Below are 25,233 nucleotides of genomic sequence, written 5' to 3'. Positions count from 1 at the left end.
CTCGTCGGGGCCCGCCAGGACGGCGTTGCCGGTGGCCACGGCGTCAGGGGCTTGCGGGGCTCCTTGGCGGCGGCCGGATTTCCGTCTGCTCCATGAGCTGCCGCGGGGCAGGCCCACGCGTGGTCAGGCGGACAGCCTGCGGGCGTCCCGGTCCGGGTCGATCAAGGTGAGGGCGGCGGCTCCGCTCAGCAGGAGCACGGCGCCGGTGATGAGGACCGCGTACCGATAGCCCTCCGTGCCATGGATGTCCACGAGGCGCCCGATGAGCGTCGGTGCGATCAGACCGGCGGTGGTCACCACCGCGTTCATGATGCCCAGGGCGCCGCCGCGGCGATCGGCCGGAGCCAGTTCCGTGACAGTGGTGACGGCCACACTGCTCATCGCTCCTGCCAGCCCGAATCCCGCTACCAGGAGCACAGCGGTCACGGCACCGGTCGGAGCCACCGGCAGGGCGAGGCATGCCGCGGCGCCGATGAGCAGCAGAACACCGCCGACTCCGCCGCGTGCCCACCGGCTCGGCGCCCCGCGGCGCAGCAACCATCCGGTCAGACCCGCCTGTCCGAGCACCGCCACGCCGCCCAGACCCCAGACCAGCATCACCACCTGGGTGGACCCGGCCGAGGAGTAGCCCAGCGAGTCCTGGAGGTACGAGGGGAGCCAGACCAGAGCGAAGGCGATGACCCAGTAGGTGCCGAAGTAGGCGGCCGTGGCACCGATCCAGGTTCGGGTCGCGAGGATCCGCCGATACGGCGTCCTCCGCGGGGCCGAGCCCGTGTCGGCGCCCACGCCCGCCGCCGCCCCTTCCCGCCGCCCTTCGCCGGACCCGGCCGAGGCCGTGGCGTCCGACTCGGCCGCGTACGGCCCCTCCCCGCCGAGAGGGATCCACAGCAGTACCCACGCGACACCGACGAGCGCCACCGCTGCGACGGCCGAGCGCCAGCCGTGATTCTGGATCACCCAGGTCAGTACGGGGGCGGCGACCAGGACTCCCAGCGTGATGCCCAGGACGATCACGGCCCCGGGCAGGTTGCGCCGGTGGTTGGGGAACCAGGACAGGGTGGCCTGTTGGGCGACGGGGAAGGCGGGGCCCTCGGCGGCGCCGAGCAGAACGCGTGAGGTGATGAGCACCGCGAGCCCTCCGCCCACCGCCAGCGGCGCCTGGGAGACGGACCAGAGGACGGCCATGGCGAGGAGGAGCCACTTGGGCCGTATGCGGTCCGCAAGCAGCCCGACTGCGGCACCGGAGATCGAGAAGAGCAGGAAGAAGGCGCTGCTGGCGACTCCGAAGGCCGATGCGGACAGGCCGAGGTCCTTCCGGATCTCCTCCGCGGCCAGACCGAGCACGGACTTGTCGGCGAAATTGATCATCATGAAGACGACGAGCAGCGCGGTGACGGTCCAGGCACGGCGTCGCGTGCTGCTCGACGCCTTCAGCGTGCCGGCGGGCACAGCGGGTGCGACATCGGTGTCGGTCACGAGGACTCCGCGGAGACTGGGTGGGGGAAGGGGGAGGGGACTGAAGCTCGTTCAGGAGAGCGGGACGCCGGCGATGGCGATGCGCTCCATGACACGGCGCTGCGGGAAGTAGTCGTTGATCGCGTAGTGCTGCGTGGCGATGTTGTCCCAAACGGCGACGGAGCCGGGCTGCCAGCGGAACCGGACCTGGTACTCGGGGATACGGGCCTGGAGGACGAGCTCGTCGAGCAGTTCGCGGCTCTCCGGATCCGTCAGGCCGACGATCCGGGTGGTGAAGGGCTCGTTGACGTACAGCAGCTTGCGGCCGGTGTGGGGGTGGCGTACGACCACGGGGTGCTCAACGGCCGGCAGGTTCTCGCGGTGCGCCGCGATCTGACTCTCGGTCATCCGTGCACCCCAGCTCGGCACCCAGTCGTGCACGGCGGTGAGCCCCGCGATCCGCTCCTTCATGGAGTCGGTGAGGTTGTCGTAGGCGGCCGCCATGTCCGCCCACATGGTGTCGCCGCCCGCGGACGGGACCTCGACGGCGCGCAGTACGGAGCCGAGTGCCGGCGCGGCCATGAACGAGTGGTCGCTGTGCCAGATGTTCTCCGTGCCGATGGCCATGGCGTCCTTGGCCAGTCGGGAGACTCCGACGGTGTCGCCCTTGGGGAAGAAGGGGTTCGGCTCCGGCTGCCCCCACAGAGCGGAGAACGCGAGCTGGGACTGCGGGTCGAAGGCGTGCTGGTCGCGGAAGAAGATCACCTTCCACTCCAGCAGGGCCTGCCTGATCTCCTCCGCGAGCTCCTCGCCGATCGGGAGTGAGAGGTCGACACCTTCGATCTCGGCGCCGATGTGGGGGGTGAGGGGGCAGACGTCCAGGAGCCGGTAGTCGGGCTGGGCCGCGCCCGGGGCGATGCGGTCGAGTGTGCGCTTCCCGTAGTGCATCAGCGGCTTGTCGAGTGCGGGGGCGGGGGTCGTGACGGCGCTGTCCATGAGTCCTCCGTGACGAGGTGAAAATCGGTACTCGGAGTATCGTTATTAGGGTGGAGTGAGGCAAGAGGCCTGACAGCACGAAAAGGTGAAGCTGGAGACCGCCGCTGCGGAACGCTTCAGCCGACGGGGCCGACGGCTCGGGCGACGAGGTCGACCAGGTTGTCCACGAAGCGGGCGTCGGGCATGTCCTGCTCCCCGATCAGCCGGAAGATGAGCGGTGCGGCGACCAGCGTGGTGGCGGCCCGGACATCGGTGTCCGGGCTCACGTCACCGCGGGCGATCCCACGTTCGAGAATGCGTCTCGTCTCACTCGTGATCCGCTCGGTGTACTCCGCGTACTGGCCACGCCCCGCGCCCGTCTCGGCAGCAGCCCCGATGAGGCCCGCGATCAGCCGGTCCGTACCCGGCAGCCGGTAGGCCTCCAGTCGGGCGGTGAGTACGAAGCGGAGCTCGGCCCGGAAGTCGCCCAGGTCGGGCACGGACAGAATGCCGATGCGGGTTTCCGCGGCGGCGATGATCAGATCCTGCTTGGTGGGCCACCGTCGGTAGATGGCGGGCTTGCTCACTCCGGCCCGTGCCGCGACGGCGTCCATCGTGACCGCCCCGATCCCCTGCTCGTGGACCATCTCCACGACCGCGCTGAGAACGGCTGCCGTGACCCGTTCCTCTCGCGGGCGCCCCGGCCCTCGCGTGGCCCCGTCCGACTGCGTACCCACCATGCCCCGAGCTTACGGCCGGGGCCCCTGTCGCACGGAGGCCGGGCCCGGTCAGGGGTGACGACGGGAAACTGCTCGTCCGGCGGCTCGGCGACCTCGCCTCCCACGCCGGAGCGCGGTGCGAGGGCGGCGGTCAGGTAGCTCTCCGCCGTTCTGATGCCGCCCCCCTCGTCGTTGCCACCCTGATCGCTGCCGGGGTGCCGCACAAACGCGCGAGTGACGTGGTCGTCGAGGTGTCTGCCACGATCGATGCCCAGCCCGGCTTCGGCGATGCCACCTGCTTCATGCGCCCCACCGGTTCAGGGGGCGTCAGTGCTCAGCGGCGCCGGCAGGACCACGGCGTCCACGTAGCGGGTGAGGAACTCGACGTCTGCTTCGGCGCGTTCGACGACCGGTCGGGCGAGGATCGCCCCGGCGATGAGGTGCGGCAGAAAGCCGAGCGCCGGATTCTTCGGCGTCAACTCGCCACGGTCGAGGGCGCGTTCGACCACCGTGCGCATCGTCTCCAGCTCGGGCTTGACCCTGCTCTGGTACATGGCGTCCGCCAGTTCAGGATGGGCCTGCTTCGCGCCGCTGAGTGCCCGCAGCAGCACGAGATCATCCTGGAGGTCGGCTCCGACCGCCCTCCTGGCGATCTCGTGCAGATCGCCCGCCAGGGACCCCGTGTCCGGGGAGTCGCCCTCATCGGGGGTTCGATGCCGCACTGCCGCCGCCACCAACCGCGGCTTGCCCTGTCATCGACGGTAGAACGTCGCCTTGCTCGCCCTGGCTCGGGCGGCGACGTTGTCCATGGTCAGCGCGTCGTAGTCGACCTCCCGCAGCAGGGTCAGGACAGCCTCGTAGATGTCTCGCTCCCTTTCCACGGTCAACCGGCTGAGCCGTGATCTCTCCGCGTGCTCCGATGCCTCACCTGGAGACATCCTTACTCCCTCGCCGAAACCAGCCTTGCCCTTGGTTGTGCACCCGCCGTCGTTGGCAGCTCGGGCGCGGCTCTGCCCCGCCATCGGTGGGCTCGTCGCCACCACTCGCCGGAGGCACCTCGACGGCTTGAGACTGGTGCGGCTGGCCGCGGCCGGCCGTCTCGACCTGGCCCCGTCCATCACCGACCACATCCCGCTGGCCGACGCGGCCGATGCGGTCGACCGGCTTCAGAGCAAGATCGGCGACCCGATCCGTCTCATCCTGGTCCCCTGACGGCTGCCAGGGAGTCGTCCCTGCCTCAGGGCAGGGATGAGTAGGAGCCGGTGCTGGAGGAGCGCCGGCTCCAACGGGGTTCCGGGGCTCAGGTGAGCTCGGGCAGGGGGCGCCGCGTGACCTCGTGGGCGTCGTCGGCAGGGACGCCGAGCATGCGCAGGACCATCTCGGCCAACTCGGAGGCGGCCACGTCGCCATCGAGGTCGGGGCGGGCCAGCCGCAGCGCGACGAGGGACATCAGGGTCCCGCCCACGGCGGACAGAGCGGTGGTCGCGCCGGCGCAGGTGAAGCGGCCCGAGGCGATGCCGATCTCGAGGTCGCGCAACGCTCGTGGGGCGAGGCCCCGGTCGGAGTGAATGTGGGCCAGACCACGATCGCGCAGGATCCGCAGGAGTTCCGGATGGGAGTCGGCCATCCGAGCAGTCAGCCGGAAGCCCGCCGCGACGAGTTCGGCCGGGTCATCGATCCCTTGGACGCGCTCGTCGATGACCTGTCCGAACTCCTCCAGGGCGTCCGAAACCGCGGCGTCGAACAGCTCCGTCTTCGACTCGAAGTGGTTGTAGAAGGAGCCGAAACCCACGTCGGCGCGCTCGGCGATCGTCTGGATGCTGGCACTGGTGTCCCCGGTCTCGGCGAGGATCTGCCGAGCCGAACGGACGAGCGCCTGACGGGTCTCGGCGCGGCGCCGCTCGAAGCGGTTCTTGGGTGGGGCTGACGTCGGCATACGGCGAGTCTAGCAACCGTGACGATGAGTCCTCCATGACTGATGGATTTATCAATTCTTTCGTCTTGGTCTATTGACGATGAGAAGCGCCAACATTGATGATTTCCTCATTACAGCAGTGTTGCTTGGAGGACACCATGTCCCACACCCCTGTTAACAGGGCCGACCACCAGACGCCCCACCAAGACCTTCACAGCGAGCAGGGCGCCCTCCGGGGCGAACGCCCAGGGCGCGCCCGGAATCCCGTGATCAAGGTGGCCGACCTGGCCTGGCTCGAGTTCGAGAAGCCTGATCTGGACCGGGCCGAGGTGTTCGCGCGTGACTTCGGTTTCGCGATCGCAGCCCGCACCGAACGGGAGCTGTGGCTGCGTGGCACGTTCGCGGGCTCACCCTGCATGGTCATCCGGCGCGGGAACGCCTCCCGCTTCATCGGGCCCGCGTTCCGCGCCGCCGAGCGGAGCGACCTGGACCGACTGGCCCGCGCCACCGGCAGTGCCGTGAGAAACATCGGCGTACCCGGAGGCGGACACGCGGTCACCCTGCTCGATCCCTCGGGCTTCCCGGTCCAGGTCGTCCACTGCGCCGAACAACTGCCCGCGCTGGGCGAGCAGCAGCCCCTGCTGCTCAACTTCGGTACCGAGCACCGGCGCACGAACGCCACCCAGCGACCGCCCCGTGAACCGTCCCGCATCCAGCGGCTGGGCCACGTGGTGCTGGAGACACGGGTGTTCGCCCGCGCCCTGGACTGGTACCTGGACACCCTCGGGATGATCGTCAGCGATTTCCTGTTCCTGGACGGGCAGCGCGACCGCGGTCCGACCATGGCGTTCATCCGCTGCGACCAGGGCAGCCTGGCCGTGGACCACCACACGCTGGCCATGCACCTGGGGCCGGGCAACGGCTACGTCCACTCCGCCTACCAGGTCACCGACCTCGACGCGATCGCCGGAGGCGGCGAATACCTCGCCGAGCGCGGCTACCGGCGCAGCTGGGGCATCGGCCGGCACATCCAGGGCAGCCAGCTCTTCGACTACTGGCGCGACCCCGACCACTTCATGCTGGAGCACTTCGCCGACGGCGACCTGTTCTCCTGCGACCTCGAGCCCGGCTGGGCGCCGATGTCGGCGAGCGGCCTGGCTCAGTGGGGCCCGCCGGTCACCCGCGACTTCCTGGGCACGAACCCGTCCCCCGCCAAGCTCCGCGAGGTCATGACAGCCCTTCGCGGCGACAACGAACTCGACCCCGCACGCCTGCTGGGCCTGATGAAAGCGATGAGCTCATGAGCACCAACGTTCTGCGCACCACCGACGGCTGGTGGGTCGTCAGGGAGGGCGGCGCCGTCCCCGTCGAGACCAAGGCGGTCACCACCGCCGAACTGCTCGCCGACCGCGAGGCGGTCCGCGAGGCCGCCGCCTCCGCCGAGAGCGGCACGCCCGCCGCCGACCTGGTGGCGCTGCCGCCGGTCACCACCCCGTGCCGGGTGGTCGCCCAGATGGTCAACTACCGCAGTCACGCCAAGGATTCGGGCTTCACCGGCGAGATCCCGCCCACCTTCTTCCGCAAGGCCTCCGGCTCGGTCAGCGGTCCGCACGAGGCGATCGTCCGCCCCACACACGTGAAGTTCCTCGACTACGAAATCGAACTCGGCCTGGTCATGGGCGCGACCCTGTCCGTGGGCACCGTCGTCGAGGATCAGGACCTGCCGCGCTACGTCGCCGGACTCGTCCTGACCAACGACGTCAGCGCCCGCGACGTCCAGCTGACCAAGACCCAGTTCTACGAGAGCAAGTCCTATCCGACCTTCACACCGACAGGCCCCTACCTGGCTCTGCTGGAGCCCGAGGACTTCGCTCATCTGCTCAACCTGCGAATGAGGCTGTCGGTCAACGGCGAACCGCGCCAGGACCGCACCCTCGCCGACATGATCGTACGGCCCGCACAGGCGCTCACCCTGCTCGCCCGCTTCCAGACCCTCGATCCGGGCGATCTGCTGCTGACCGGTACCCCCGGCGGCACGGCCCTCAAGGCCCCGCCCAAACCGATCGAGAAGATCGGGGCTCTGCTGCCGCCCGCAATGAAGTGGAAGGCGTTCTTCAACAGCCAGGCCAAGAACCCCCATTATCTGCGCGAAGGCGACCTCATCACCGCCACGATCGCCACGCCGGACGGACGGATCGACCTCGGGGAGCAGCAGACCCCTGTGAGGGACGCGACGTGAGCGCCGCCTCCCGGATACCGGTGCTGATCATCGGGGCGGGGCCTGTCGGAGTCACGGCCGCCCTCCTGCTCGCCCGCCACGGGGTGCGCAGCATCGTCCTGGAACGTCACCGGGACGTCTACCCCCTGCCGCGTGCCGTCGTCGTGGACGACGAGATCCGTCGGATCCTGCAGAGTGTCGGTGTCCACGAGGAGTTCGCCGCCATCGCGCGCCCGGCGCGCGGGCTGCGGCTGCTGGACGCCCGGCGCCGCGTGATCGCCGAGTTCCCTCGCTCCGCGCACGGACGTCACGGCTTTCCGCAGACCAGCATGTTCGACCAGCCCGAGCTGGAACGCCTGCTCCGCCAGGCTCTGGCGCGCCGCCCGGAGTGCGAGCTGCGAGGCGGCGTGGAGGCAGTGTCCGTCACCCAGGACATCGAAGGACCGAACGGTTCGGCGGGCCCGGTCCGGGTCGCCTTCCGCCGCGACGGCAGCGACGAGGTGGAGCACATATGGGCCGATGCCGTTCTCGGCTGCGACGGCGCGGGCAGTCTCACCCGCGACGCCATCGGGGCCGTATGGGAGGACCTGCACTTCGAGGAGAGCTGGAGAGTCATCGACGTGCGCACCAGCCGCCGGGTGCGCACCTGGGAAGGCGCGGAGCAGATCTGCTGCCCCACCCGGCCGGCCACCTTCATGCGCGTCGGTGAGGACCGCTACCGCTGGGAGTTCCGGCTGCCCGGCCACGAGCCCCTGGACGGCCCGGAGGGGCTGGATCGCCTGCGCGAGCTGGTCGCTCCCTGGGTGGACCTGCCGGCTGATGCCTCGTCGTGCGACGACTTCGAGGTGATCCGGCAGGCGCAGTACACGTTCCGGGCCCGCCTGGCCGACCGGTGGCACCAGAGCCGCGTCTTCCTGCTGGGTGACGCCGCTCACCTGACCCCTCCGTTCATCGGGCAGGGGCTGTGCGCGGGCCTGCGCGATGCCCACAACCTCACCTGGAAGCTCGCCCGCGTTCTCCAACAGGGTGCGGACGACGCACTGCTGGACACCTACCAGAGCGAACGCAAGCCGCACGCCCGCCACCTGATCCGCGTCGCGGTCACCGTCGGCTGGGCCATGACCGGCGGCCAGGATCGCGCCGCGGCGATCCGCCGGGCCGTCGTGGGAACGGCCTGCCGCATCCCCGGTGTGGCAGCGGCGGTCGGCCGCGATCTCAGCCCGGCCCTGACCGCCGGTCCACTGGTACGGCGCCGCCCCCGGCTGGTAGGCCGCGTACTCGCCGGCACCTCGTGCCCGCAGCCGTGGGTGATCACCGACGGCAGGCGAATGCGCCTGGACGACGTCCTCGGGGAGGACTTCGCCGTCCTGACCACCGTGGCCCCCACCCCGCACGTGACGGCCGTGGCCACCGCATTGGGCGCACGCGTGATCCGCGTGGACGAACTCGACGACGACGGCACCCTGGCCGCCTGGCTCTCGCGCGGCCGGTCGGATGCCGTCCTGCTGCGTCCCGACCGCGTCGTGATGGACACCGTCCCGGCCGGCACCGGCGACTTCACCGACACCGCCGCCTGGGCACCACTGATGCACACAGCCCGTCGCTCCGCCGAGGGCCGGCCCGCAACGCTGCCAAGGAGCACCACACGATGAGCACCCCGCACCCCCCGCCGAATCCGGAACCCTTCTTCACCCCCGACCCGGATGCGGCCGCCGGCAGCCGCATCGCCGACTTCGCCCGATGGGCGGCCCGGCACCAGGGCGCCGAAGGCATCCAGGACCCCACCGACTACCCGGCCCTGTACCGCTGGTCGGTCACCGACCTGGAAGGCTTCTGGGCTGCCCTGTGGGAGTACTTCGCCATCGACGCGGCAACGCCGTACGAGCAGGTGCTGGCCGAGGAGACCATGCCGGGCGCCCGCTGGTTTCCCGGCGCCACCCTGAACTACGCCCACCACGCGCTGCGTAACCTGCAACCGGACGCCCCCGCGATCACCGCGTTGGACGAGACGGGATCCGGCTACGAAATCACCGGCCGGCAGCTGCGCGAACGAGTCGCCTCCGTCGCGGCCACCCTGCGCGAGCTGGGCGTCGGACACGGCGACCGGGTGGTGGGCTACCTGCCCAACACCCCGCACGCGATCATCGCCTTCCTCGCCACCGTCAGCCTGGGCGCGGTGTGGTCAGTGTGCGGCCAGGACTACGCCCCCAAGGCCGCCGCCGACCGCTTCGCCCAGATCCGACCCACCGTCCTCATCACCGCGGACGGCTACCTGTTCAACGCCACCACACACGACCGCCGTGCCGCTTCGCTCGAACTGGCCGACGCGCTGCCGACACTGAAGGCCACGATCCTCGTGGACCACGTGGGCCTTGGCTGGCCCGAGGCCCGGCACGCAAGGCCGACGGTTCCCTGGGAGGACGCGGCCGCCCGCACCGAGCACCTCGCCTTCGCTCCCGTACCGTTCGACCACCCCCTCTGGATCGTCTTCTCCTCCGGCACCACCGGGCCGCCCAAGGGCATCGTCCACGGCCACGGCGGCGTCCTGCTCGAACACCTCAAGATCCTCGGCCTGCACACCGATCTGGGCCACGGGGACCGCCTGCTGTGGTACACCACCACCCACTGGATGATGTGGAACCTGGTCGTCTCCACCCTGCTCACAGGGGCCACCACCTGCACCTACGACGGCAGCCCGGCACCGCTCGCGCGACCGGACATCTTGTGGGAGCTGGCAGCCCGCCACAAGGTCACCGTCTTCGGCACCAGCCCCCAGTACCTGCTGGCCATGGCCAAGCTGGGCATCGAACCCTCCCTGCACGACCTGTCGGCCATCCGCGTCATCGGCTCCACCGGCTCCGCTCTGCCCGCCTCCGCCCACCCCTGGGTCCGCGACCACGTGGGCGCCCGCATCCAGCTGGCCTCCACCAGTGGCGGCACGGACGTCGTCTCCGCCTTCGCCGGCAGCGCCCCCACGACCCCCGTCTGGGCGGGGGAGCTGTCCGCTCCCAACCTGGGCGTCGCGCTGGCCGCCTACGACGCGACGGGTACCCCCGTCCTCGACCAGGTCGGCGAACTCGTCGTCACCCGGCCCATGCCATCCATGCCGCTGTACTTCTGGAACGACCCCGACGGCAGCGGCTACCGCGACGCCTACTTCGGCGCCTACCCCGGTGTGTGGCGGCACGGCGACTGGATCACCCTCACCTCGCACGGCTCGATGATCGTCCACGGCCGCTCCGACGCCACCCTCAACCGCAACGGCGTCCGCCTGGGCAGTGCCGACATCCACGATGTCGTCGAACGCCTCCCCGAGATCACCGAGGCGCTCGTCATCGGCGCTGAGGAACCCGACGGCGGCTATTGGATGCCGCTCTTCGTGGTCCTCGCCGACGGGGTCGGCCTGGACGATTCCCTGCGCGACCGTATCCGCGACGCCATCCGCGTCGGCGCCTCACCCCGCCACGTCCCCGACGAGATCCTCGCCGTACCGGGTCTCCCGCACACGAAGACCGGCAAGAAGCTGGAGGTTCCGGTCAAGCGCCTGCTCCAGGGTGACCGCGCCGAGCAGGTCCTGAACCCCGCGGCGGTCGACAACCCCGATCTGATCGCCTACTTCGCCCGCCTGGGCGCGGAGCGGAACAGGCGGTCAGCACACCACACATGAGTCGGCCAGAGGACCACAGGCTCAGGTGACAGCACCTGGTCCTTCTGCCCCGCCCGGCTCCGCAAGCCCCGTCCCACGGGAGTGGTGCCGGGGCGGTCGACCCGCCCCGGCACCACACCATCCGCACAACCGAAGTAAGAGAGAAGAGCACGACCGACCGCGAACCGCCGACCCGCCTCGATGTCCTTGACGAGGCCGGACGAAAGACGCTGTTCACCGAGGCCCGCACCGCGAACACCTTCGCCGCAACGGCCGTTGCCGACGACGAACTCGCCGCGATCTGGGAACTGGCCCGCTGGTCGCCGAGCGCCGCAAACGGCCAGCCTCTGCGCGCGCTCTTCGTGCGCACCCGAGCGGGCAAGGAGCGACTCGTCCGGCATCTCGACGAGGGCAACAGGGCCAAGACGCTCAGTGCGCCGGCCGTGGCGATCCTGGCGTACGACGTCGACTTCCACGAGCAGATGCCGACAGTCTTCCCGGCCCGCGGCGACATGTTGCGAACGTCGTTCGCCGCCCAGATCGACGCGCGAGACCATCGCTGCATACAACTCGGCACTGCAGACCGGGGTCTTCCTCCTCGCCGTGCGCGCGGCGGGGCTGGCGGCCGGTCCTATGGCGGGCTTCGACGAGGCCGGCGTGGACGAGGAGTTCTTCGCCGGCACCAGCTGGCGTTCGCATCTGGTGGTCAACATCGGTCACCCCGGTCCCGACCCGTGGTTCCCGCGCCTGCCCCGCGTGCCCGTCGAGGACGCCGTTGCCTGGGCCTGACGGTACTGCTGCCGCTGGTGCACGGGACCCGGAATCCGAGCAGCCCGAGAGCACGAGCCGCCCCTACGGGCAGCCCGGGGGTCCGTGGCTGGGTTTCGTGGTGCCGTTCGCTCTCCTGTCAATTGCACCGATCGTGCGGACGGCGCTGGATCTCCCCTCCGGCCCTCTATCGGTTCGGGCTGCGGAAGAGGGCGAGCCTCTTCGTGAGGGCTTTCAGCGGTGAGGTGTCCTGCTCGGCCGCAGCCGGCGTGGGCGTCCGGGACGCGTCGTTGCCGCTGGTTGCCTCGGCGAGCGCGGCGAGCGCCGACTCGGCCGCCTCACGGTACAGGTCACAGGATGCCGTCATGGCCTCGAGCTCCTTGGCATACCTGGTGACCATGGCCCGTGCGTGGACAAGCTCCTCGTCCGGGGTGAGCAGGTGCCAGCCTTGGCGCAGTCGTGTCAGGACCTGTTCGGCGTCGGCCGGCAGCGGTCGCGGCAGTGAGGCGAACTCCGTGATTCTCTGGAGGAGTTCGGTCGGTTCCGTGCCGTCCAGGAAGACATCGCGTACGGTGAAGCGCTCCGCGTCGTAGCCCGGGACCTGCGGCGTCGGGGGCAGGACGACGGCCCCGCCGCGCGGTAGCCCCACGCCCAGCTCACGCTTCATCGCGAAGTCGGCGATCAGCGCCTGCTCCGGCGTGGCCCGGTGCTCGACCACCTGGTGCCGCAGGCTCGGTGGCAGGAACGCTGTGATCGGCCGCTGCCCCCGCGCGTCCGGCGTCATCGCCTCGTGCACCACGACATGGATGAACCAGCTCTGCCGGGTGCAGCCCCGCAGCAGGCGCCGCAACTCGCCGTCGTCCTTCGGCAGGCGGTTCGTCGTCCGCAGACGCACGCCCGGCACCGTCTCGTGATCCCAGGCGACCTGGTCGCTGTCGGGCCAGAACATGGTGGCGGGTGAGGGCCAGCTCGCTTCCCACGCCCGCTCCGCCTCGGCGGCGAGCGCCCATGTGACGCCCAAGCTCTCGACGCGTCGGGACTCCGACCCGTACGTGGTCAGTTGAGCGCGCACCGTGACACCGTCGGCCACGCGCCAGCGGGCCTCGAAGAGCCGGCGGGCAGACGGGCCGGCGTCGGCGGACTCATCCCGAGGGAACAGATCGGTCGAGCGGGCCGCCTCGATCGGGTCGAGGTCCAGGAAGTCGTCGATCACCCCGGCCGCCTTGAGGGCGATCAGGTTGCGCCGGACGTCCCGCTCGGCCTCGGGCCCGATGTGGCGCCCCCGCCCGAGCCACACGGTGTCGGGGAAAGTGGTCGATGAAGAGCTGCTCATGGCCATGGAACCGTCCAGTGGGTGATCAGTGCTCGACCAGTATGGTCCGCGGTCCGAGCGGCGGAGTCCACCAGGCCGCACTGACCCGATCGGGGCACGCTTCCTGCGGCGGCGGACCACCCGCGTTCAGCTGGGTCTGCCCGGCCCCCGTGCCGGTAGGCCGACTCCACGCCGCTCACTAGCCCTGGCCGCGGCGAGCACACCGTCCTGCGCGCCGGCCCCGACCCGGGCGATTCCCTCAGTTCGAACCTGTCCTGAACAAGGTCGGTGCCCCGCGTCTTGGGTCGGGAAGGCCGCGCACCCGGCCGGATCGTGTTCGCGCCGACAGGGCGTACGCCTCCCGGAAGAACCGCGCTTACCTGCGGCGGCGCGGGATCCGCTGCACCATCCCGGACAAGGCCGATCAGTCACGCAGCTGCAAGAAACGTGGCTCGCGCGGCGGTCGGCCGCCAAAGCTCGACCCGCAGGACTACCAGGCTCGGCACGCGGTCGAGTGCGGCATCAACCGCCTCAAGAGACACCGCGCTGTGGCCACGAGGTACGCCAAACGCGCGGTCGCTACGAGGCGACCGTCCTCGTAGCGGCCATCAACGAATGGCTGTGACCGGCACACTCAATAGACACCTAGTCCTCGAAAGGGATAAACCTGGCAAGTGAAGCCCAGTCCAGGGGACGCACGATCGTGGCCAGGTGGGCGAAGGGATCCTGCGCAGCCGTTTGGAACCACATCACCGAGAGCTCCGTGTGCCCAAGCTCTGCACTGTTCTCAGGCTTCCACCATGACGTCAGTCGAGCATGAACCGCCTCTCGCGGCAGCCACTCCTCGACCCGCCCCTCCGCATCGGCTCGGAGCTTGTCGAGATCGTGCACATACAAATGCGGCGTCGCTGCCATCGCCTTCTCGATGCCCATCAGACGAAAGCGACGGTGTAGGTGCGGCGTCCCTTCGAGCATACCTTCACGATCGTCACTTACCGTGAGCGCGCGAAGCTCCGCCTGTACTGGCCCCACCTGATAGCTGCGCAACCCGTCATGCCTCATCTGGATCATGGGCCAGAGGGTAGGCGTGTCCGACAAGCGGACCAAACGACTATCGGTACACGCCCCTAAACGCAGCTCCGCCACAGCCGCGAGATCCAGGAGCGCATGGCCCGCGAGGGCGGGACGCAGCGCGCCGCCGACCTCATCGAGGGGGAGCTGCCTTGAGGCACGCCAGGCGGGAGGCCGCCGCAAGCTCGCACGGCGGGCCCGCCGGCGGCCCTGGAACCCGGGCCGTCTGCCCCCCTCGGGGGAGTACGGACGACTACTTCGCGTGCCACACGCCGAGGTTGTTCTCGCCCGCCGATGCCGCGCGCTGCAGAGCGTCCGTCGTCCCCAGGAGAGCCTGGGGCAGGTAGCCGGAGCGGACGTCCAGTTCCCAGCCGTGCGTCTGGACCGCGAGGGCGGCCAGGGCGAGGATGTCGAGGGGCAGCAGGGTCCTCGGGGCCGGGTCCGCGCCCACGCTCTCGCGGTACTCGACGAGACGGGCCGCGAGGGCCTGTTCGAAGGCGTGGCGGTCGTCGTCGAGGAGGACGCGCAGCAGTCGCTGGTCCGGCGTCAGGGCGCCGACGGTGTCCAGGCGTCCGGCCGCCTGGGCGCGCTCCTCCGCGTCCGGCTTGCGCAGGGGCACCGTCGGCCAGTCGCGGGGCAGGTGCCCGTTCGACTCGGTCAGATAGAGGCACAGCGCGTCCATCGCGGCCAGTTCTCCCGGCTCCGATGTCGGGGTGAACTCTGAGTACGGCGCTCCCTTGTGGATCTCGGAGGCGAAGTCGTCCCGCAGGAGCAGTCCGGTGACCCGCTGCCAGTCCCACACCAGCCCACTGACCAGGCACGTCGCGAACGTGTCCAGCCAGCCACGGACTGTGGGCGGCTCGTCGACGACGTCCCGGAAGGCGATCTCCTCGCTGGTGAGCTTCTGGTTGTGCGCCAGCGGGAAGACGAGTTCCTGGTCGCCGTTGGGCCAGCAGTCGATGCTCAGCACGCCCAGGTGGCATTCCGCTGCCGTCCGCAGGGCGGAACGCGCCGTGTCATCGAGCGTGGGATCCTTCAACGCACGCGCGGCGACGTGGTCGAGGAGCTCGTCGGCGAACTCCCGAATTCTCCTGGGGGAGACGGAGTCGTAGCGCATGCTGTGCCACCGGCCCCACGCCCGCCCTTCGATGTCGTCGAGCGCCTTCGCGATGCGCTCCTCGCCGACCTCGTGATGCGCCACTTCCTGCACGCTGTCGTCCCCTTGTGATCGTTCCAGCTCGGATGCGGCACGCTATCAGCGCGCTCCGACAACGCCGGGACGCGTCCCCGGGCCGCCGTGCACCACGGCCGGGACCCGGGAACCCAGGGGCCGGAGACACCCCCTGCGCGCGCAACTCCTACCGGGACATGTAGTCCTCACGCAGTGCGTCCAAGATCTGGGCGGCATCCGGAATCCCCGCCTTGCGACAGCGCGCCGCCGCCGTCGTCAGCCGCGCGACGGCCTCGTTGAAGTGCTCGAGGCCCTGCCCCTCGACCAATGCGCCGATGCGGACCGCCTCTTCGCGCGACACCTCGCCGTCCTCCCCGCCTTGCTCGTGCGCGACGGTGGCGGCCTGCGCCTCGTCCAGAGCCCCCTCGAACCGCTCCGCCTGCGCCGGCGCACGGGCGCGACGGTAGTGCACCGTGCCGCGCTCGAACCACGGCGCGAAGCCCTCCCTGCCGTCCGGAACGGAGGCCACGACGGCGTCCGCCTGCGCCAGATGGTCCAGCGCCGCCTCCAAGCCCTCGGCCTCCCGGGCCATCGTGACCAGATGCGCGAACTCGCACATCATGTGCGTGATCACGGACGGGTTCGGCGCCTCGGCGTGCGAGGCGGCGGCGCGCTCGTACGCGGCGCCCGCCGCGTTCCCAACAGTCCGCCATCGCCCGGGCGGTGGCCGCGTCGGCCGCCACCATCGTGTGGAGCGCGCGGTCCTCCCACGTGGCGACGAGGTCCGCCAGCCGCAGGAACTCCTCCGCCGCGGGCACGTACTCCTCCAGCTCCCGCAGCCCGCCCGCCAGCGACAGCCGGGTCTGGGGCGAGCATCTGCTCATCCACCCCGGCGTACGCTCCGTCGGCGAGGACGGACTCCAGCACCGCCACCGCGTCGGCCTGGTGCCTGGTGCGCGCCAGGACCTCCGCCAGCTGGAGCCGTACGTCGGTGGCCTCGTTGTGCTGACCGGCCTGGTCGAACCGTGTGGCGGCCTCCGAGAGATGGCGCACCGTGCCGGCGAAGTCAGCCATGTGGGAGCAGGCGTGGCCGAGCAGCGCGTACGTCGGCGCCGTCGGGAACTCCGCGTCGTCGTACCGGACCGCGTCCGCGAGCGCCCGGTGCAGCAGCTCCGCCGCCTCCGCCTGCTCCTCCTTCGCCCTCAGGATCTGGGCGAGCAGGCAGCGCGCACGCGAGCCCCGCCAGGGCCGATCGGAGGCGTCCACGTCCTTCAGCGCCGCGCGCGAAGCTCCGCCTCGGCGCGCACGATGTCCCCGCGGCGACCGGCCATGGCGGCGGCGAACTGCCGGGCGTTGGCCACCTGGTGAGGGAAGGACAGGCGCTCCGCCTCGGAGTGCAGCGCGAGATCGCCTGCTCGAACCGCTCGACGGCGGCGTCGGACCGCTCGGGGGGCTGCCGCAGCATCTGCTGGTAGCCCGAATCCGTGCGGAGCTCCTCGACGGGCGATGCGCGGCTCGCGGCGTCCCCTACCCCTCGCCAGCGCCCGGGGTGTCGGTCGGTCATACTGGTGCGCTGTATCACGTGGGGGAGTGGCCGTGCAGGATATGGGGCCTGAGTCGGGCCTGCCAGAGAGTATCGGCAGCTACGTCGTGGAGCGGGAGCTCGGCGCGGGCGGGATGGGAACGGTGTACTTGGCGCGGTCGCGGGGTGGCCGTCCGGTGGCCGTCAAGGTGGCCCGTCCCGAGCTGGCCGCCGATCCGCATTTTCGTGAGCGGTTCCGTGCGGAGGTCGCTGCAGCGCGCAAGGTCGGGGGGTTCCACACGGCTCCGGTCGTGGACGCCGACCCGGAAGCCCAGGCGCCCTGGCTCGCGACCGCGTACGTTCCCGGTCCCACTCTGAGCGGGCTGCTCGCGGAGCACGGGCCCATGGACGAGAGCCGACTGCGGCTGCTGGGGGCCGCCCTGACGGAAGCGTTGCAGGCCATTCACGCTTGCGGCCTCGTCCACCGCGATCTCAAGCCGGGCAACATCATCATGGCCGAGGATGGTCCCCGCGTCCTCGACTTCGGAATCGCGCGGGCCGTCGAGTCCACTCGGCTGACCTCCACCGGAGCCGCCTTCGGCACCCCAGGGTTCCTCGCGCCCGAGCAGGCCCAGGGCTCCGAGGTCGACGGTGGGGCCGATGTGTTCGCGCTCGGCGCCGTGCTGGTGGCGGCGGCGGGCGGTAGTGCGTTCGGCACCGGCACGCCGATGGCTCTGATGTACCGCTCGGTGCACGAGCCTGCGGACCTGTCTGCGGTGCCGCAGCGGCTGCGTCCCGTGGTGGCCGCCTGTCTGGCCAAGGAACCCGCCGATCGGCCCACGCCCGCAAGGCTCCTGGACCTGTTCGTACCAGGCTCGGCTCCGTACACGCCCACCGTGGCCGTCCCGACGGGGTCGAGCGGACCCGAGGACGACCGGCCCGGCCCGACCAGGCCGTCACGCAGACGCGGCCTCTCCACGGTGCTTGTGGCCGTGGCCGTGATCGGCGCACTCGCTGGCGGCACGTATCTCCTCACACAGAAGGACGACCACCGGGGCACCCCCTCGACCGCCGCGCCGGGTCCTGGCCAGGAGTCCTCGGCCACCGGCACGTCCTCCGTCTCGGCGTCGCCGTCCTTGCAGGTTCCCCCGGCCACTACCGGAATCAGCCCCCTGGCCAAGGTCACGGTCGTGGTCAGTGCCGAGAAGCGGGACGCCTGGCTCTCGGCCAAGGCTTCGGACGGGCGGTCGCTCTTCGACGGCCTTCTGGGGGCGGGCCGCACTCAGACCTTCACGGACGAGGAAAGGATCGACCTCGTCCTGGGGGACGCGGAAGCCTTCCGACTCGTCGTCAACGGCAAGCGGATCCAGCGGACGTTCGAACCCGGTCAGGTAGAGCGACTGACGTTCAGCCCAGCCGGATGATGCATCTGCCTTCGAGCGGGCAAGGGCCGCTCTGGTACTCCGGCTGTAGATCGAGATCTTCATGTATCTGGGTTGCTTGTCGTTGGTAGTGGCTGGCCTGGGATCGGGCCTGGTGGCGGCGTTGCCAGTGGGACCAGCCAAGCCTGTGGGCCGCGTCGTGGACGAGCCGGGCGACCAGCGCGATGAACACGGAGGACGTCGTGACGTTTCCACTGATGGTCAGGTCATCGGCTCTCAGCGCTTGGAGGGTCATGCCGGTGATGAAGGTCGGGTCTATCTGGCCGGGCGGGACCTGAACATCACCGAGCGCTGACGGGCTCGCGGTCAGTGGGGGCGTCGGATGCGGCGAGGGAGCCGTCGCGCTCAGCAGGTCCCATGGCGGTGCCTGGGTCGGATGGCGGGCCGTCTCGAGAGACTGATTCCGGGAGGCCGTCATCGCCGCTTGTGAACCTTGATGCCGTCGCGACGGTTGGTGGGCGAAACTTCGTGGCCCTCCGGGACCTGCATGTGGCGGAGGTCCATCACCCCTATGGGCCGACTGGCCCATGGCGGTTGCCGAACCTGTTCTGTCGGCCGACGAGGCGGCGGTGGAGGTCTTCGTGGGCCGGAGTGCCGAAGTGCGGGACGTCCTGGCGGTCCTCGACCCGGCTCACGGCGCCTTCCGGCGTAGCCCGAGCGCCACCGGCCAGTCGGTGACCGGCCGGCTTCCGACCTGCCCCGGCGCTCACCTGGCCGGTCAGCTGTTGATGCGCTGCTGGCCGGTGCCCCCGCAGTACGAGCAATCCATTCCGAGACCACATTCGATACAGCGCTGGCCGTCCATGAAGCCCAGGCCCTCGCATTCGACGCATGTGCCCCAACCGTCACACATGTGGCACAGCCGGTAGCCGGGCAGCATCGTCTGTGGCGTGGCCGCACGCGGCGGACGTGTCCAGTGGGCGTGGAACCATACGGTGGGCGCCTTGCCCCACACGCCCACTCCGCCGAACGGCTGGCTGAAGAGACCTGCCTCGAACCCGTCGCGCTGTGCCTTCAGGGTGGGTCCCCAGGCGCCCTCGCCGACCTCGATGCACCAGCCTGTCGCGACCAGAGCGTCGGAGGCGGCCGCACGTGCACGGGGAGCGCCGGGAAGAGTCTTATGCATCGTGAACTGGCTCCCCATGGCCCCGCGCGTGGTCCGCCGTTCCTGAATCCGCTCCTCGACCTCAGGTTCCACGCCCGGCGCGACGGCGGCTGCGACGGCCCTCAACTCGCTCCGCAGCCAGTTCGCCGAACGCTCGAACTCCTCCGCCGCCCCCTCGATTTCCTCGCTCAAGGCCACCTCCGCCCTTCTCTCGATGCGCACGCTCCACCGGATACCATGCCCGGCATGTCCCACACCATCTGCGCTCTCGTTGTGGCCGGACAGGTTGACACCAAGCGGGCCCGGTCGGTGGGGCTGCGTGCCGCGCTTACACACGAGGAAATCAGGGTGTTCCCGATCGACCACCACTTCTCAGCCTATTGGGCTGCAACGCGAGGCAACCGCGCACAGCTTGACGTGCCCGACGGGATCCTCTCGGAGCGTGTGACGTTCCCGGTCGAGGCGGTGCTGCACGACCTTGTCCGCGAGGTGACCGGCAGGCACAGGCCTCTGTTCGCAATCGTCCAGACCGAGTACTTCGCCGGTACAGGAGGCCAGTGGGCTGCCGCGTTCGACGGTGAGGAACGATTCCGTGCACGAGCTCGTTAGGGCTGGCCAGCGCCAGAGTGGTCGATGACGTTGCTGTTGGGGCAGTTGTTCGCGTGGTTCCCTGTCCAGTCGCTGAGCGCAGGCACCACGGCGAGCTCCTGGATGCACACGTCGGCGGCCGTGAAGTTCCAGTTGTTGGCGGCGTTGACGCCGCTGCCGAAGTTCGAGTCGTTGTCAGCGTGGGCGGGAGCAGCCATCGCGACTGAGCAGAGCGCCATGGCGGCTACGGTGATGATCTTCTTCATGCTGATGGGAACGAGGCCGGCGGTTCGCGGTCACGCTGGCGTCGGCCCACTGGCTGAAGTGCTGTGTGGCGAGCTGGGAAGGCTCGACGCGGCCCCGCCTGCTTGTTGGCAGGCGGTACCGTTGCTGACGGGGGCGGGCCGCGGCGAAGACCGTCAGAGTGAGCGCAGTACGGCGACGACCTTGCCGAGGATGGTGGCTTCGTCGCCGGGGATCGGCTCGTAGGCGGGGTTGTGGGGCATGAGCCAGACCCGTCCGTTCTCGCGGCGAAGTCGCTTCACTGTGGCTTCGCCGTCGAGCATGGCGGCGACGATGTCGCCGTGGTCGGCGGAGTCGGCCGTCCTGACAGTGACGTAGTCGCCGTCGCAGATGGTTGCGTCGATCATGCTGTCGCCGACCACCTACAGTGCGAATAGTCGGAGCTGCCGCGACAAGGTGAGGACGTCCTCGACTGTTTCCTCAGCGAGGATCGGGGTGCCGGCCGACCAGAGGGGCGTCGGCCGTGGCCTGCGCCGGCGACGCCGCAGCCTGGGGCGCGGGGGGAGTTCCTCGACGGCGCCATTGGCGGGGATCGGGAGCGAGACCGCGGTGATCGCGCTGCTCCTGCTCGCCTGGAAGGTGGCGCCTTCCACCCAGGCGGGGAAGACGATTCGCATCACGAACAACAACTGGTGGGGAGGCCGCTCCTTCACGCGTATGTGAGCGCCCTCCAGGTCACGCTGCCACGGCCAGAAGGCGGAAAGTCACTACAGGCACCCTCACTTCGTCGTCAGTTGCGTTTGAATCGGCGGAACGGGAGGGCCTGCGGTATGCGGAGTGAGGTCGGCCGCCATGGAGCCACGCGCACGTCCCCGATGTCTTCGCCACCCGTCTCCCTCCCCGCCTGATCGATCACACCTCGCGGTCCTCTGGTTCTGGAGCCTCAGGCAACCTGCCCCTTAATCGGTAGACGTCGTGGCGGGCGCCCCAGACCAGGCGATGCAGGAGAGCGGAGAAGTATCCGAGATGAGCAGCCCTCAGCCGAGTCCCAGAAGTTCGCAGGGGGAGGAACCTCCAACGCCTCGAGAATGCGCGGCCGGTCCCCTTCCTCGCTTCTTCCTTCATTTCGCTGACCCGCGTGGCGTGAGTGCGGGATACAGGTCCTGTGGGGAGAAGAGCGTTCCACTTCCGTCGGGTGGGACGAGCCAGGAGAGCCCGGAGACCCTGCGGCCAGGGTCGGGCATGGCCAGCCAGGTCCCGGTTGTCAGATACCGTGCGGCGCGCTCCAGCCTCGTTGCGGGGCTGCCGGGAGTCATCAGGAGTACGAGTTCCTGACGGCTGCTGTGGCGGAGCACCGGGCCGGTTGTTGGATGCCGGGAGCGGGCGACGGCGTTCAGCAGGCTGTGTCCCAGCGTTTCCGGGACTGCCAGGGCGTCCCAGAGCCGCCCCGCCGGCAGGAGCACTACGCCCCGTTCGCTCAGTCTCCATTCACGCAGACATGCGGTGGGGTCATCGCAGGCGGAAGCCAGCCACCGAGCTGGCCACAAGGAGGGATTCATCTGCTACCTCGTTCCCGGGATCAGCCGACGAAGTGGCCGACTATCCCGGATCAACAGCGGTATGGGCAGGGAGGCGGAGTGTGGCGGATTCGACCGGCTGATTCTTGTGATCTGTCAGACGTTGCCAGTCCTGCTGAGCCGCCTCCGGAGAGCGATGTGGGTGGTGTCGTCCAGGGTGCACAGGGCCTCGATGGCGGCGAGGTCGCCCGGCAGGGGGCGCGCCACCTGCCGTGGTGAGAGCGGCGTGCAGTTCCAATCGGCGGCGGTCGCTCGGCTCCAGCCGAATGGACAGGCGGCTCGAGGGCGCAGGCGCGGGCAGCGGGTAGTCGCTCATGGTCCCGCGGATCGTCGACGTCTGCTCGTGCCGGTCGTCGATGAACGCGGCAGGGAAGCGGTACGGGTCGAGATCCAACAGCGCGGTCGGAGCCGTTGCGAGCGCCTGAAACCCAGTCATGAGTGCCTCCTCAGTCGTCGTGCAACTACAGAGGCCGACGACACGGGGCCTGGGGACAGTTGCGAACACGGGGGACATCCACCCGGATGTCCCCTACGCCATCTCGTCACAAGAGAGATGAACCGACTGGCCGGGTATAAAAGCGCCTGTGAGCACGCCGCGTGACGAGTCGCGCGGCGTGCCGTGTGTCATCGGCGTTGTCGGACTTGACGCGGGGGGAGGTGTGCCTGGCTGTCGATGCCGTCGAAGGCGTTGACCTGTGCGGTGGGGATGTGGCTCTCGTTGGCTTCGCTGCCCCGTCCGAAGTGGTTAAGGAGCAGGTTGAGCAGGACGGCGACGAGGCATCCCGCTGTGATGCCCGATCCCAGCACCATGGTGACGGGCGCGGGGAGCCGGTCGTAGAAGTCGGCCGATGCGACAGGGAAGAGGCCGAAGGCGAGGGCGACGGATACGATGATGCCGTTGTGCCCGGTGGCCAGGGACGCCTTGGCGAGGGTCCGGATTCCGGCGACGGTGATCGAGCCGAAGAAGACGACTCCCGCCCCGCCGAGTACGGGCAGCGGCACGAGCGCGACCAGTGAGCCCAGGACGGGCACGAGGCCCATGAGGACCAGGATCGCTCCGCACAGGGTGACCGCGTACCGGCTGCGGATGCGACTGATCGCGACCAGGCCGACGTTCTGTGCGTAGGCGCAGCTCACGAAGGCTCCCAGGGTGCCGCCGAGTGCGGTGCCCAGTCCTTGGGCGCGCAGGCTGCCCGCGATGCCCCGGGCGTCGACCGGCCTGTCGACGACAGATCCCACCGCGATGAGGGACGCGGTGGACTCTGTCATGGAGACGAGCATGACGACGAGCATGGTGGCGATGACCGGCGCCTCGAACTGCGGGGCGCCGAAGGCGAACGGTTCCGGGAGCGCGAACAGCGGTGCCTGGGAGAGGTGGTGAAAGTCGACCTTGCCCATCGGCGCCGCGGCGGCCGTGCCGGCGATGAGGCCGAGCAGGATTGCCACCCGTTGCAGGAATCGTCCGCTGAGGAGTCGGTGGAGCAGGAGCGTGAATGCGAGGGTTCCGGCGGCGAGCGCGAGGTTGGACGGTGAGCCGTAGCCGGCGGACTCGGGGTCGCCGCCCCGGGCCCACTCCCCGGCCACCGGCAGCAGCGAGAGGCCGACCAGCGTGATGACGGAGCCGCTGACGACAGGCGGGAAGAAGCGGAGGAGGCGGCAGAAGGCCGGGGCCAGGAGGAAGCAGACGACCCCGGCGACGAGGGTGGCGCCGAACACCAGGGGCAGGGTGTCCTGCTCCCGTGACACGGAAGCGGCCAGGACAGGGGAAACCACGGCGAACGAGACGCCGTTGGTGACGGGCAACCCGGCCCCGACACCCCAGAAGCGCAGTGTCTGGGCGACGGTGGCCAGGCCTGCGACGACCAGGCTCGCGGCGAGCAGACCGGTGAGCTGTGCAGCGGTCAGGCCGATCGCGCCGCCGATGATCAGCGGGGGCGCCGCGAGGCCGGCGTACATGCTGGCCACGTGCTGCAGGGCGGCGGGGATCATCCGCCGCATGGGCAGCACTTCGTCCGCGGGATGGGCGGGGAGGGACGGGGTGGTGGGGTGGTGCGTGAAGAGCGTAGGGGAGCGCATGGGGACAGTCCCTCCGAGAGACCGCCCGGCTGGGACGGTCGGAGCGAAGCACGGCCGGACGAGCCGGACAGGTGGACGGACCTGCCCGGAGGGGTACGGAAGTCGTGCCGGATTCCAGGGTGCGGAGAACGGCGCGATTCCTTATTGCGGAATTAACTTTCCACTGTGGACGGCTGCGACCCTACGAACGGCCCCGGTCGTCGTCAACTCCTCCAGGCAGACCAATTGATTCCTGTGATTCCTTGGAGGTACGCACAATCGCCCCCGCTCGGGCTGTCAACGCGCGTCAATCGGCGTCCTGAGCGCCTTCGGAATCCGCAGGTCTTGGCCGGGGCAGCCTCGGCCCCTACGGTGTCCGGCTATGCCATCCCAAGACGATCTCCACAGCCCGCCCGAGGGCGAAAGCTCCGCCTATCCGCCGCTCGAGCCCCGCCGTGCCACCCGCGTTCGAGAGCAGCTCGGACTCACGCATGGCCAGGTCGCCTGGGCCGTCTCGGCCTTCCAGGGGCACCCCCTCCACCCCGACACGCTCCTGGCCTGGGAGCTCGGCACAGAGTCGCCGACGGCCCGTCAGATCAACGCACTGGCAGCCGCGTTGTGGTGCTCACCGCGTGATCTGCTCGGCGAACCGGCCACGCTCCTGCAGTGCAGGATGCTCCTCGGACTGACGGTGGAGCACGTGGCCCTGGAGGTCGGCATGACCCTCGGCCGCTACACCGAGGCGGAACGGCGCAACCGCTGGCGCGGCTCCGGACGGCAGACTCAGGCACTGTTCGAGGTACTTCGCCCGCCGCCCGCCTGCTTCGTCGGCGCATGCGGCAGAACGGGGCAACTGCGCGTGCTGCTGCGCGAGGCGGTCACCGGGTGGTGGCCGAACTACGTACAGCCCGTTGCGAAGATCGTCCCCGTGGCGCCGGCGGAGATCCGCCGCGCCCTGGAACAGCTCCACCTGGCGTACCAGAGGATCGACAACCACGGTCGGACCGGAGCTGCCGCAGAAGCGGTCGAGCGCGAGGCTATGGCCTTCCTCGACCGGGTCGACGAACAGCTATGGCGGCGGCTGCGGACCCAGAGAGCATGACCCCACCCGCCTCCCGGAGAGGAGGTCTTGACACACTCGCCTTCACGTGAGGCACTAGGGACACCCAGCCATATGGAAGCTGCTTTCCGCATCGTGGACGATCCGTTCATGCAGTCTTCGGCAGGGCCTGTCGGGGCTCGCTCACCCCGCGAAACCCCAACCCGGGCAACTCCCACGTTCCCGATCCTCAGGGCACCCCTATGCCCTCGGGCCCTCCTGCCGCCCGCTCGACTGCCTGATCGAAACAGTCCACACGGCCCCTCCGAGGCATCGGCCGCCCCTCAGCGCCCCTCCTCGGCGACCGCCGTGCCACAGCAGCCCCGGAGGTACCTCCCGTGTCGCCCACCGC

Annotated in this window: 24 protein-coding genes and 3 pseudogenes; 12 read left to right on the top strand and 15 right to left on the bottom strand. The window is 69.9% G+C overall.

All coding sequences use genetic code 11. From position 1 onward, the window contains the following. Positions 1 to 123 precede the first annotated feature (123 nt). From ABZ939_RS35400 to ABZ939_RS35380, 5 genes are all read right to left on the bottom strand, one after another. Positions 124 to 1,476 carry an MFS transporter gene (locus tag ABZ939_RS35400; protein WP_361864452.1) on the bottom strand — a complete coding sequence of 451 codons (1,353 nt, stop codon included), beginning with the start codon at positions 1,474 to 1,476 and terminating at the stop codon, positions 124 to 126. A 51-nt stretch (positions 1,477 to 1,527) separates the two neighbouring features. Then, positions 1,528 to 2,451 carry a TauD/TfdA family dioxygenase gene (locus ABZ939_RS35395; RefSeq protein WP_361864450.1) on the bottom strand — a complete coding sequence of 308 codons (924 nt, stop codon included), beginning with the start codon at positions 2,449 to 2,451 and terminating at the stop codon, positions 1,528 to 1,530. Positions 2,452 to 2,567: 116 nt separating this feature from the next. Further along, the gene (locus ABZ939_RS35390) at positions 2,568 to 3,170 is read right to left on the bottom strand and encodes a TetR/AcrR family transcriptional regulator (RefSeq protein ID WP_361864448.1); all 603 of its coding nucleotides are present in this window, start codon (positions 3,168 to 3,170) and stop codon (positions 2,568 to 2,570) included. A 296-nt stretch (positions 3,171 to 3,466) separates the two neighbouring features. Beyond that, complete coding sequence (locus tag ABZ939_RS35385; RefSeq protein WP_361864446.1) at positions 3,467 to 3,871, bottom strand: TetR-like C-terminal domain-containing protein; 405 nt, start codon at positions 3,869 to 3,871, stop codon at positions 3,467 to 3,469. 30 nt (positions 3,872 to 3,901) lie between these two features. After that, positions 3,902 to 4,030: a TetR family transcriptional regulator gene (locus tag ABZ939_RS35380; protein WP_361864444.1), complete on the bottom strand. Its 129-nt coding sequence runs from the start codon at positions 4,028 to 4,030 to the stop codon at positions 3,902 to 3,904. Positions 4,031 to 4,220: 190 nt separating this feature from the next. Between ABZ939_RS35380 and ABZ939_RS35375 the strand changes: the two are divergent. Then, positions 4,221 to 4,361: pseudogene (locus ABZ939_RS35375) on the top strand (zinc-binding dehydrogenase); the annotation flags it as partial. An 88-nt stretch (positions 4,362 to 4,449) separates the two neighbouring features. On the opposite strand, the gene ABZ939_RS35370 reads toward ABZ939_RS35375, so the two are convergent. After that, on the bottom strand, positions 4,450 to 5,085 hold the full coding sequence (locus ABZ939_RS35370) for a TetR/AcrR family transcriptional regulator (protein ID WP_361864442.1): 636 nt from the start codon (positions 5,083 to 5,085) through the stop codon (positions 4,450 to 4,452). Positions 5,086 to 5,222: 137 nt separating this feature from the next. Between ABZ939_RS35370 and ABZ939_RS35365 the strand changes: the two genes are divergently transcribed. The 6 genes and pseudogenes from ABZ939_RS35365 to ABZ939_RS35340 all read left to right on the top strand — a co-directional run bounded on the left by ABZ939_RS35365 (position 5,223) and on the right by ABZ939_RS35340 (position 11,717). Next, on the top strand, positions 5,223 to 6,368 hold the full coding sequence (locus ABZ939_RS35365; RefSeq protein WP_361864440.1) for a VOC family protein: 1,146 nt from the start codon (positions 5,223 to 5,225) through the stop codon (positions 6,366 to 6,368). Then, on the top strand, positions 6,365 to 7,303 hold the full coding sequence (locus ABZ939_RS35360; protein ID WP_361864438.1) for a fumarylacetoacetate hydrolase family protein: 939 nt from the start codon (positions 6,365 to 6,367) through the stop codon (positions 7,301 to 7,303). Before ABZ939_RS35365 ends, ABZ939_RS35360 begins: the two co-directional genes overlap by 4 nt. Next, complete coding sequence (locus ABZ939_RS35355) at positions 7,300 to 8,934, top strand: bifunctional 3-(3-hydroxy-phenyl)propionate/3-hydroxycinnamic acid hydroxylase (protein ID WP_361864437.1); 1,635 nt, start codon at positions 7,300 to 7,302, stop codon at positions 8,932 to 8,934. Before ABZ939_RS35360 ends, ABZ939_RS35355 begins: the two co-directional genes overlap by 4 nt. Continuing rightward, positions 8,931 to 10,949 carry an acetoacetate--CoA ligase gene (locus tag ABZ939_RS35350; RefSeq protein ID WP_361864435.1) on the top strand — a complete coding sequence of 673 codons (2,019 nt, stop codon included), beginning with the start codon at positions 8,931 to 8,933 and terminating at the stop codon, positions 10,947 to 10,949. The genes ABZ939_RS35355 and ABZ939_RS35350 overlap by 4 nt, the downstream gene beginning before the upstream one ends. A 35-nt stretch (positions 10,950 to 10,984) precedes the next feature. Further along, positions 10,985 to 11,296: pseudogene (locus ABZ939_RS35345) on the top strand (nitroreductase family protein); the annotation flags it as partial. A gap of 265 nt (positions 11,297 to 11,561) precedes the next feature. Beyond that, the gene (locus tag ABZ939_RS35340; RefSeq protein ID WP_361864434.1) at positions 11,562 to 11,717 is read left to right on the top strand and encodes a hypothetical protein; all 156 of its coding nucleotides are present in this window, start codon (positions 11,562 to 11,564) and stop codon (positions 11,715 to 11,717) included. Positions 11,718 to 11,883: 166 nt separating this feature from the next. Here ABZ939_RS35340 and ABZ939_RS35335 read toward each other — a convergent pair whose 3' ends face one another. Further along, entirely contained in the window at positions 11,884 to 13,029 is a 1,146-nt protein-coding gene (locus ABZ939_RS35335) for a hypothetical protein (protein WP_361864432.1), read from the bottom strand. 254 nt (positions 13,030 to 13,283) lie between these two features. Here ABZ939_RS35335 and ABZ939_RS35330 point away from each other — a divergent pair, with 254 nt between their 5' ends. Beyond that, complete coding sequence (locus ABZ939_RS35330) at positions 13,284 to 13,610, top strand: transposase (RefSeq protein WP_361864495.1); 327 nt, start codon at positions 13,284 to 13,286, stop codon at positions 13,608 to 13,610. 43 nt (positions 13,611 to 13,653) lie between these two features. Here the strand turns inward: ABZ939_RS35330 and ABZ939_RS35325 are convergent, their stop codons facing one another. From ABZ939_RS35325 to ABZ939_RS35315, 3 genes are all read right to left on the bottom strand, one after another. Then, positions 13,654 to 14,079: a hypothetical protein gene (locus ABZ939_RS35325; protein WP_361864431.1), complete on the bottom strand. Its 426-nt coding sequence runs from the start codon at positions 14,077 to 14,079 to the stop codon at positions 13,654 to 13,656. 253 nt (positions 14,080 to 14,332) lie between these two features. Further along, on the bottom strand, positions 14,333 to 15,289 hold the full coding sequence (locus tag ABZ939_RS35320; protein WP_361864429.1) for an immunity 49 family protein: 957 nt from the start codon (positions 15,287 to 15,289) through the stop codon (positions 14,333 to 14,335). A gap of 148 nt (positions 15,290 to 15,437) precedes the next feature. Further along, the gene (locus tag ABZ939_RS35315; protein ID WP_361864427.1) at positions 15,438 to 15,884 is read right to left on the bottom strand and encodes a hypothetical protein; all 447 of its coding nucleotides are present in this window, start codon (positions 15,882 to 15,884) and stop codon (positions 15,438 to 15,440) included. 137 nt (positions 15,885 to 16,021) lie between these two features. Between ABZ939_RS35315 and ABZ939_RS35310 the strand changes: the two genes are divergently transcribed. Beyond that, positions 16,022 to 16,618 carry a hypothetical protein gene (locus ABZ939_RS35310; RefSeq protein ID WP_361864425.1) on the top strand — a complete coding sequence of 199 codons (597 nt, stop codon included), beginning with the start codon at positions 16,022 to 16,024 and terminating at the stop codon, positions 16,616 to 16,618. Between the two features lie 237 nt (positions 16,619 to 16,855). Continuing rightward, positions 16,856 to 18,196 carry a RodZ domain-containing protein gene (locus tag ABZ939_RS35305; RefSeq protein WP_361864493.1) on the top strand — a complete coding sequence of 447 codons (1,341 nt, stop codon included), beginning with the start codon at positions 16,856 to 16,858 and terminating at the stop codon, positions 18,194 to 18,196. On the opposite strand, the gene ABZ939_RS35300 is transcribed toward ABZ939_RS35305, so the two are convergent. Then, complete coding sequence (locus ABZ939_RS35300; RefSeq protein ID WP_361864497.1) at positions 18,180 to 18,632, bottom strand: hypothetical protein; 453 nt, start codon at positions 18,630 to 18,632, stop codon at positions 18,180 to 18,182. The two genes, ABZ939_RS35305 and ABZ939_RS35300, sit on opposite strands and share 17 nt — an antisense overlap. A gap of 300 nt (positions 18,633 to 18,932) precedes the next feature. Continuing rightward, entirely contained in the window at positions 18,933 to 19,541 is a 609-nt protein-coding gene (locus ABZ939_RS35295; RefSeq protein ID WP_361864423.1) for a hypothetical protein, read from the bottom strand. 24 nt (positions 19,542 to 19,565) lie between these two features. Between ABZ939_RS35295 and ABZ939_RS35290 the strand changes: the two genes are divergently transcribed. Next, positions 19,566 to 19,928, top strand: coding sequence for a hypothetical protein (locus tag ABZ939_RS35290; protein ID WP_361864421.1), 363 nt, complete (start codon positions 19,566 to 19,568; stop codon positions 19,926 to 19,928). Here ABZ939_RS35290 and ABZ939_RS35285 read toward each other — a convergent pair. From ABZ939_RS35285 to ABZ939_RS35275, 3 genes and pseudogenes are all read right to left on the bottom strand, one after another. After that, positions 19,925 to 20,173 carry a hypothetical protein gene (locus tag ABZ939_RS35285; protein ID WP_361864419.1) on the bottom strand — a complete coding sequence of 83 codons (249 nt, stop codon included), beginning with the start codon at positions 20,171 to 20,173 and terminating at the stop codon, positions 19,925 to 19,927. The genes ABZ939_RS35290 and ABZ939_RS35285 overlap by 4 nt on opposite strands. Before the next feature lie 153 nt (positions 20,174 to 20,326). Then, positions 20,327 to 20,656: pseudogene (lexA, locus tag ABZ939_RS35280) on the bottom strand (transcriptional repressor LexA); the annotation flags it as partial. A gap of 1,695 nt (positions 20,657 to 22,351) precedes the next feature. After that, positions 22,352 to 23,803 (bottom strand): nucleobase:cation symporter-2 family protein, encoded by a 1,452-nt coding sequence (locus ABZ939_RS35275; RefSeq protein ID WP_361864417.1) that lies wholly within the window; start codon positions 23,801 to 23,803, stop codon positions 22,352 to 22,354. Positions 23,804 to 24,164: 361 nt separating this feature from the next. Here ABZ939_RS35275 and ABZ939_RS35270 point away from each other — a divergent pair, with 361 nt between their 5' ends. After that, on the top strand, positions 24,165 to 24,884 hold the full coding sequence (locus ABZ939_RS35270; protein WP_361864415.1) for a helix-turn-helix transcriptional regulator: 720 nt from the start codon (positions 24,165 to 24,167) through the stop codon (positions 24,882 to 24,884). The last annotated feature ends 349 nt before the right edge of the window (positions 24,885 to 25,233 follow it).

Source organism: Streptomyces sp. NPDC046712, assembly GCF_040645695.1.
Taxonomy (GTDB): Bacteria; Actinomycetota; Actinomycetes; order Streptomycetales; family Streptomycetaceae; genus Streptomyces.
Note: the sequence above shows the minus strand (reverse complement) of the source record. Positions and strands in the feature narration are given on the sequence as shown.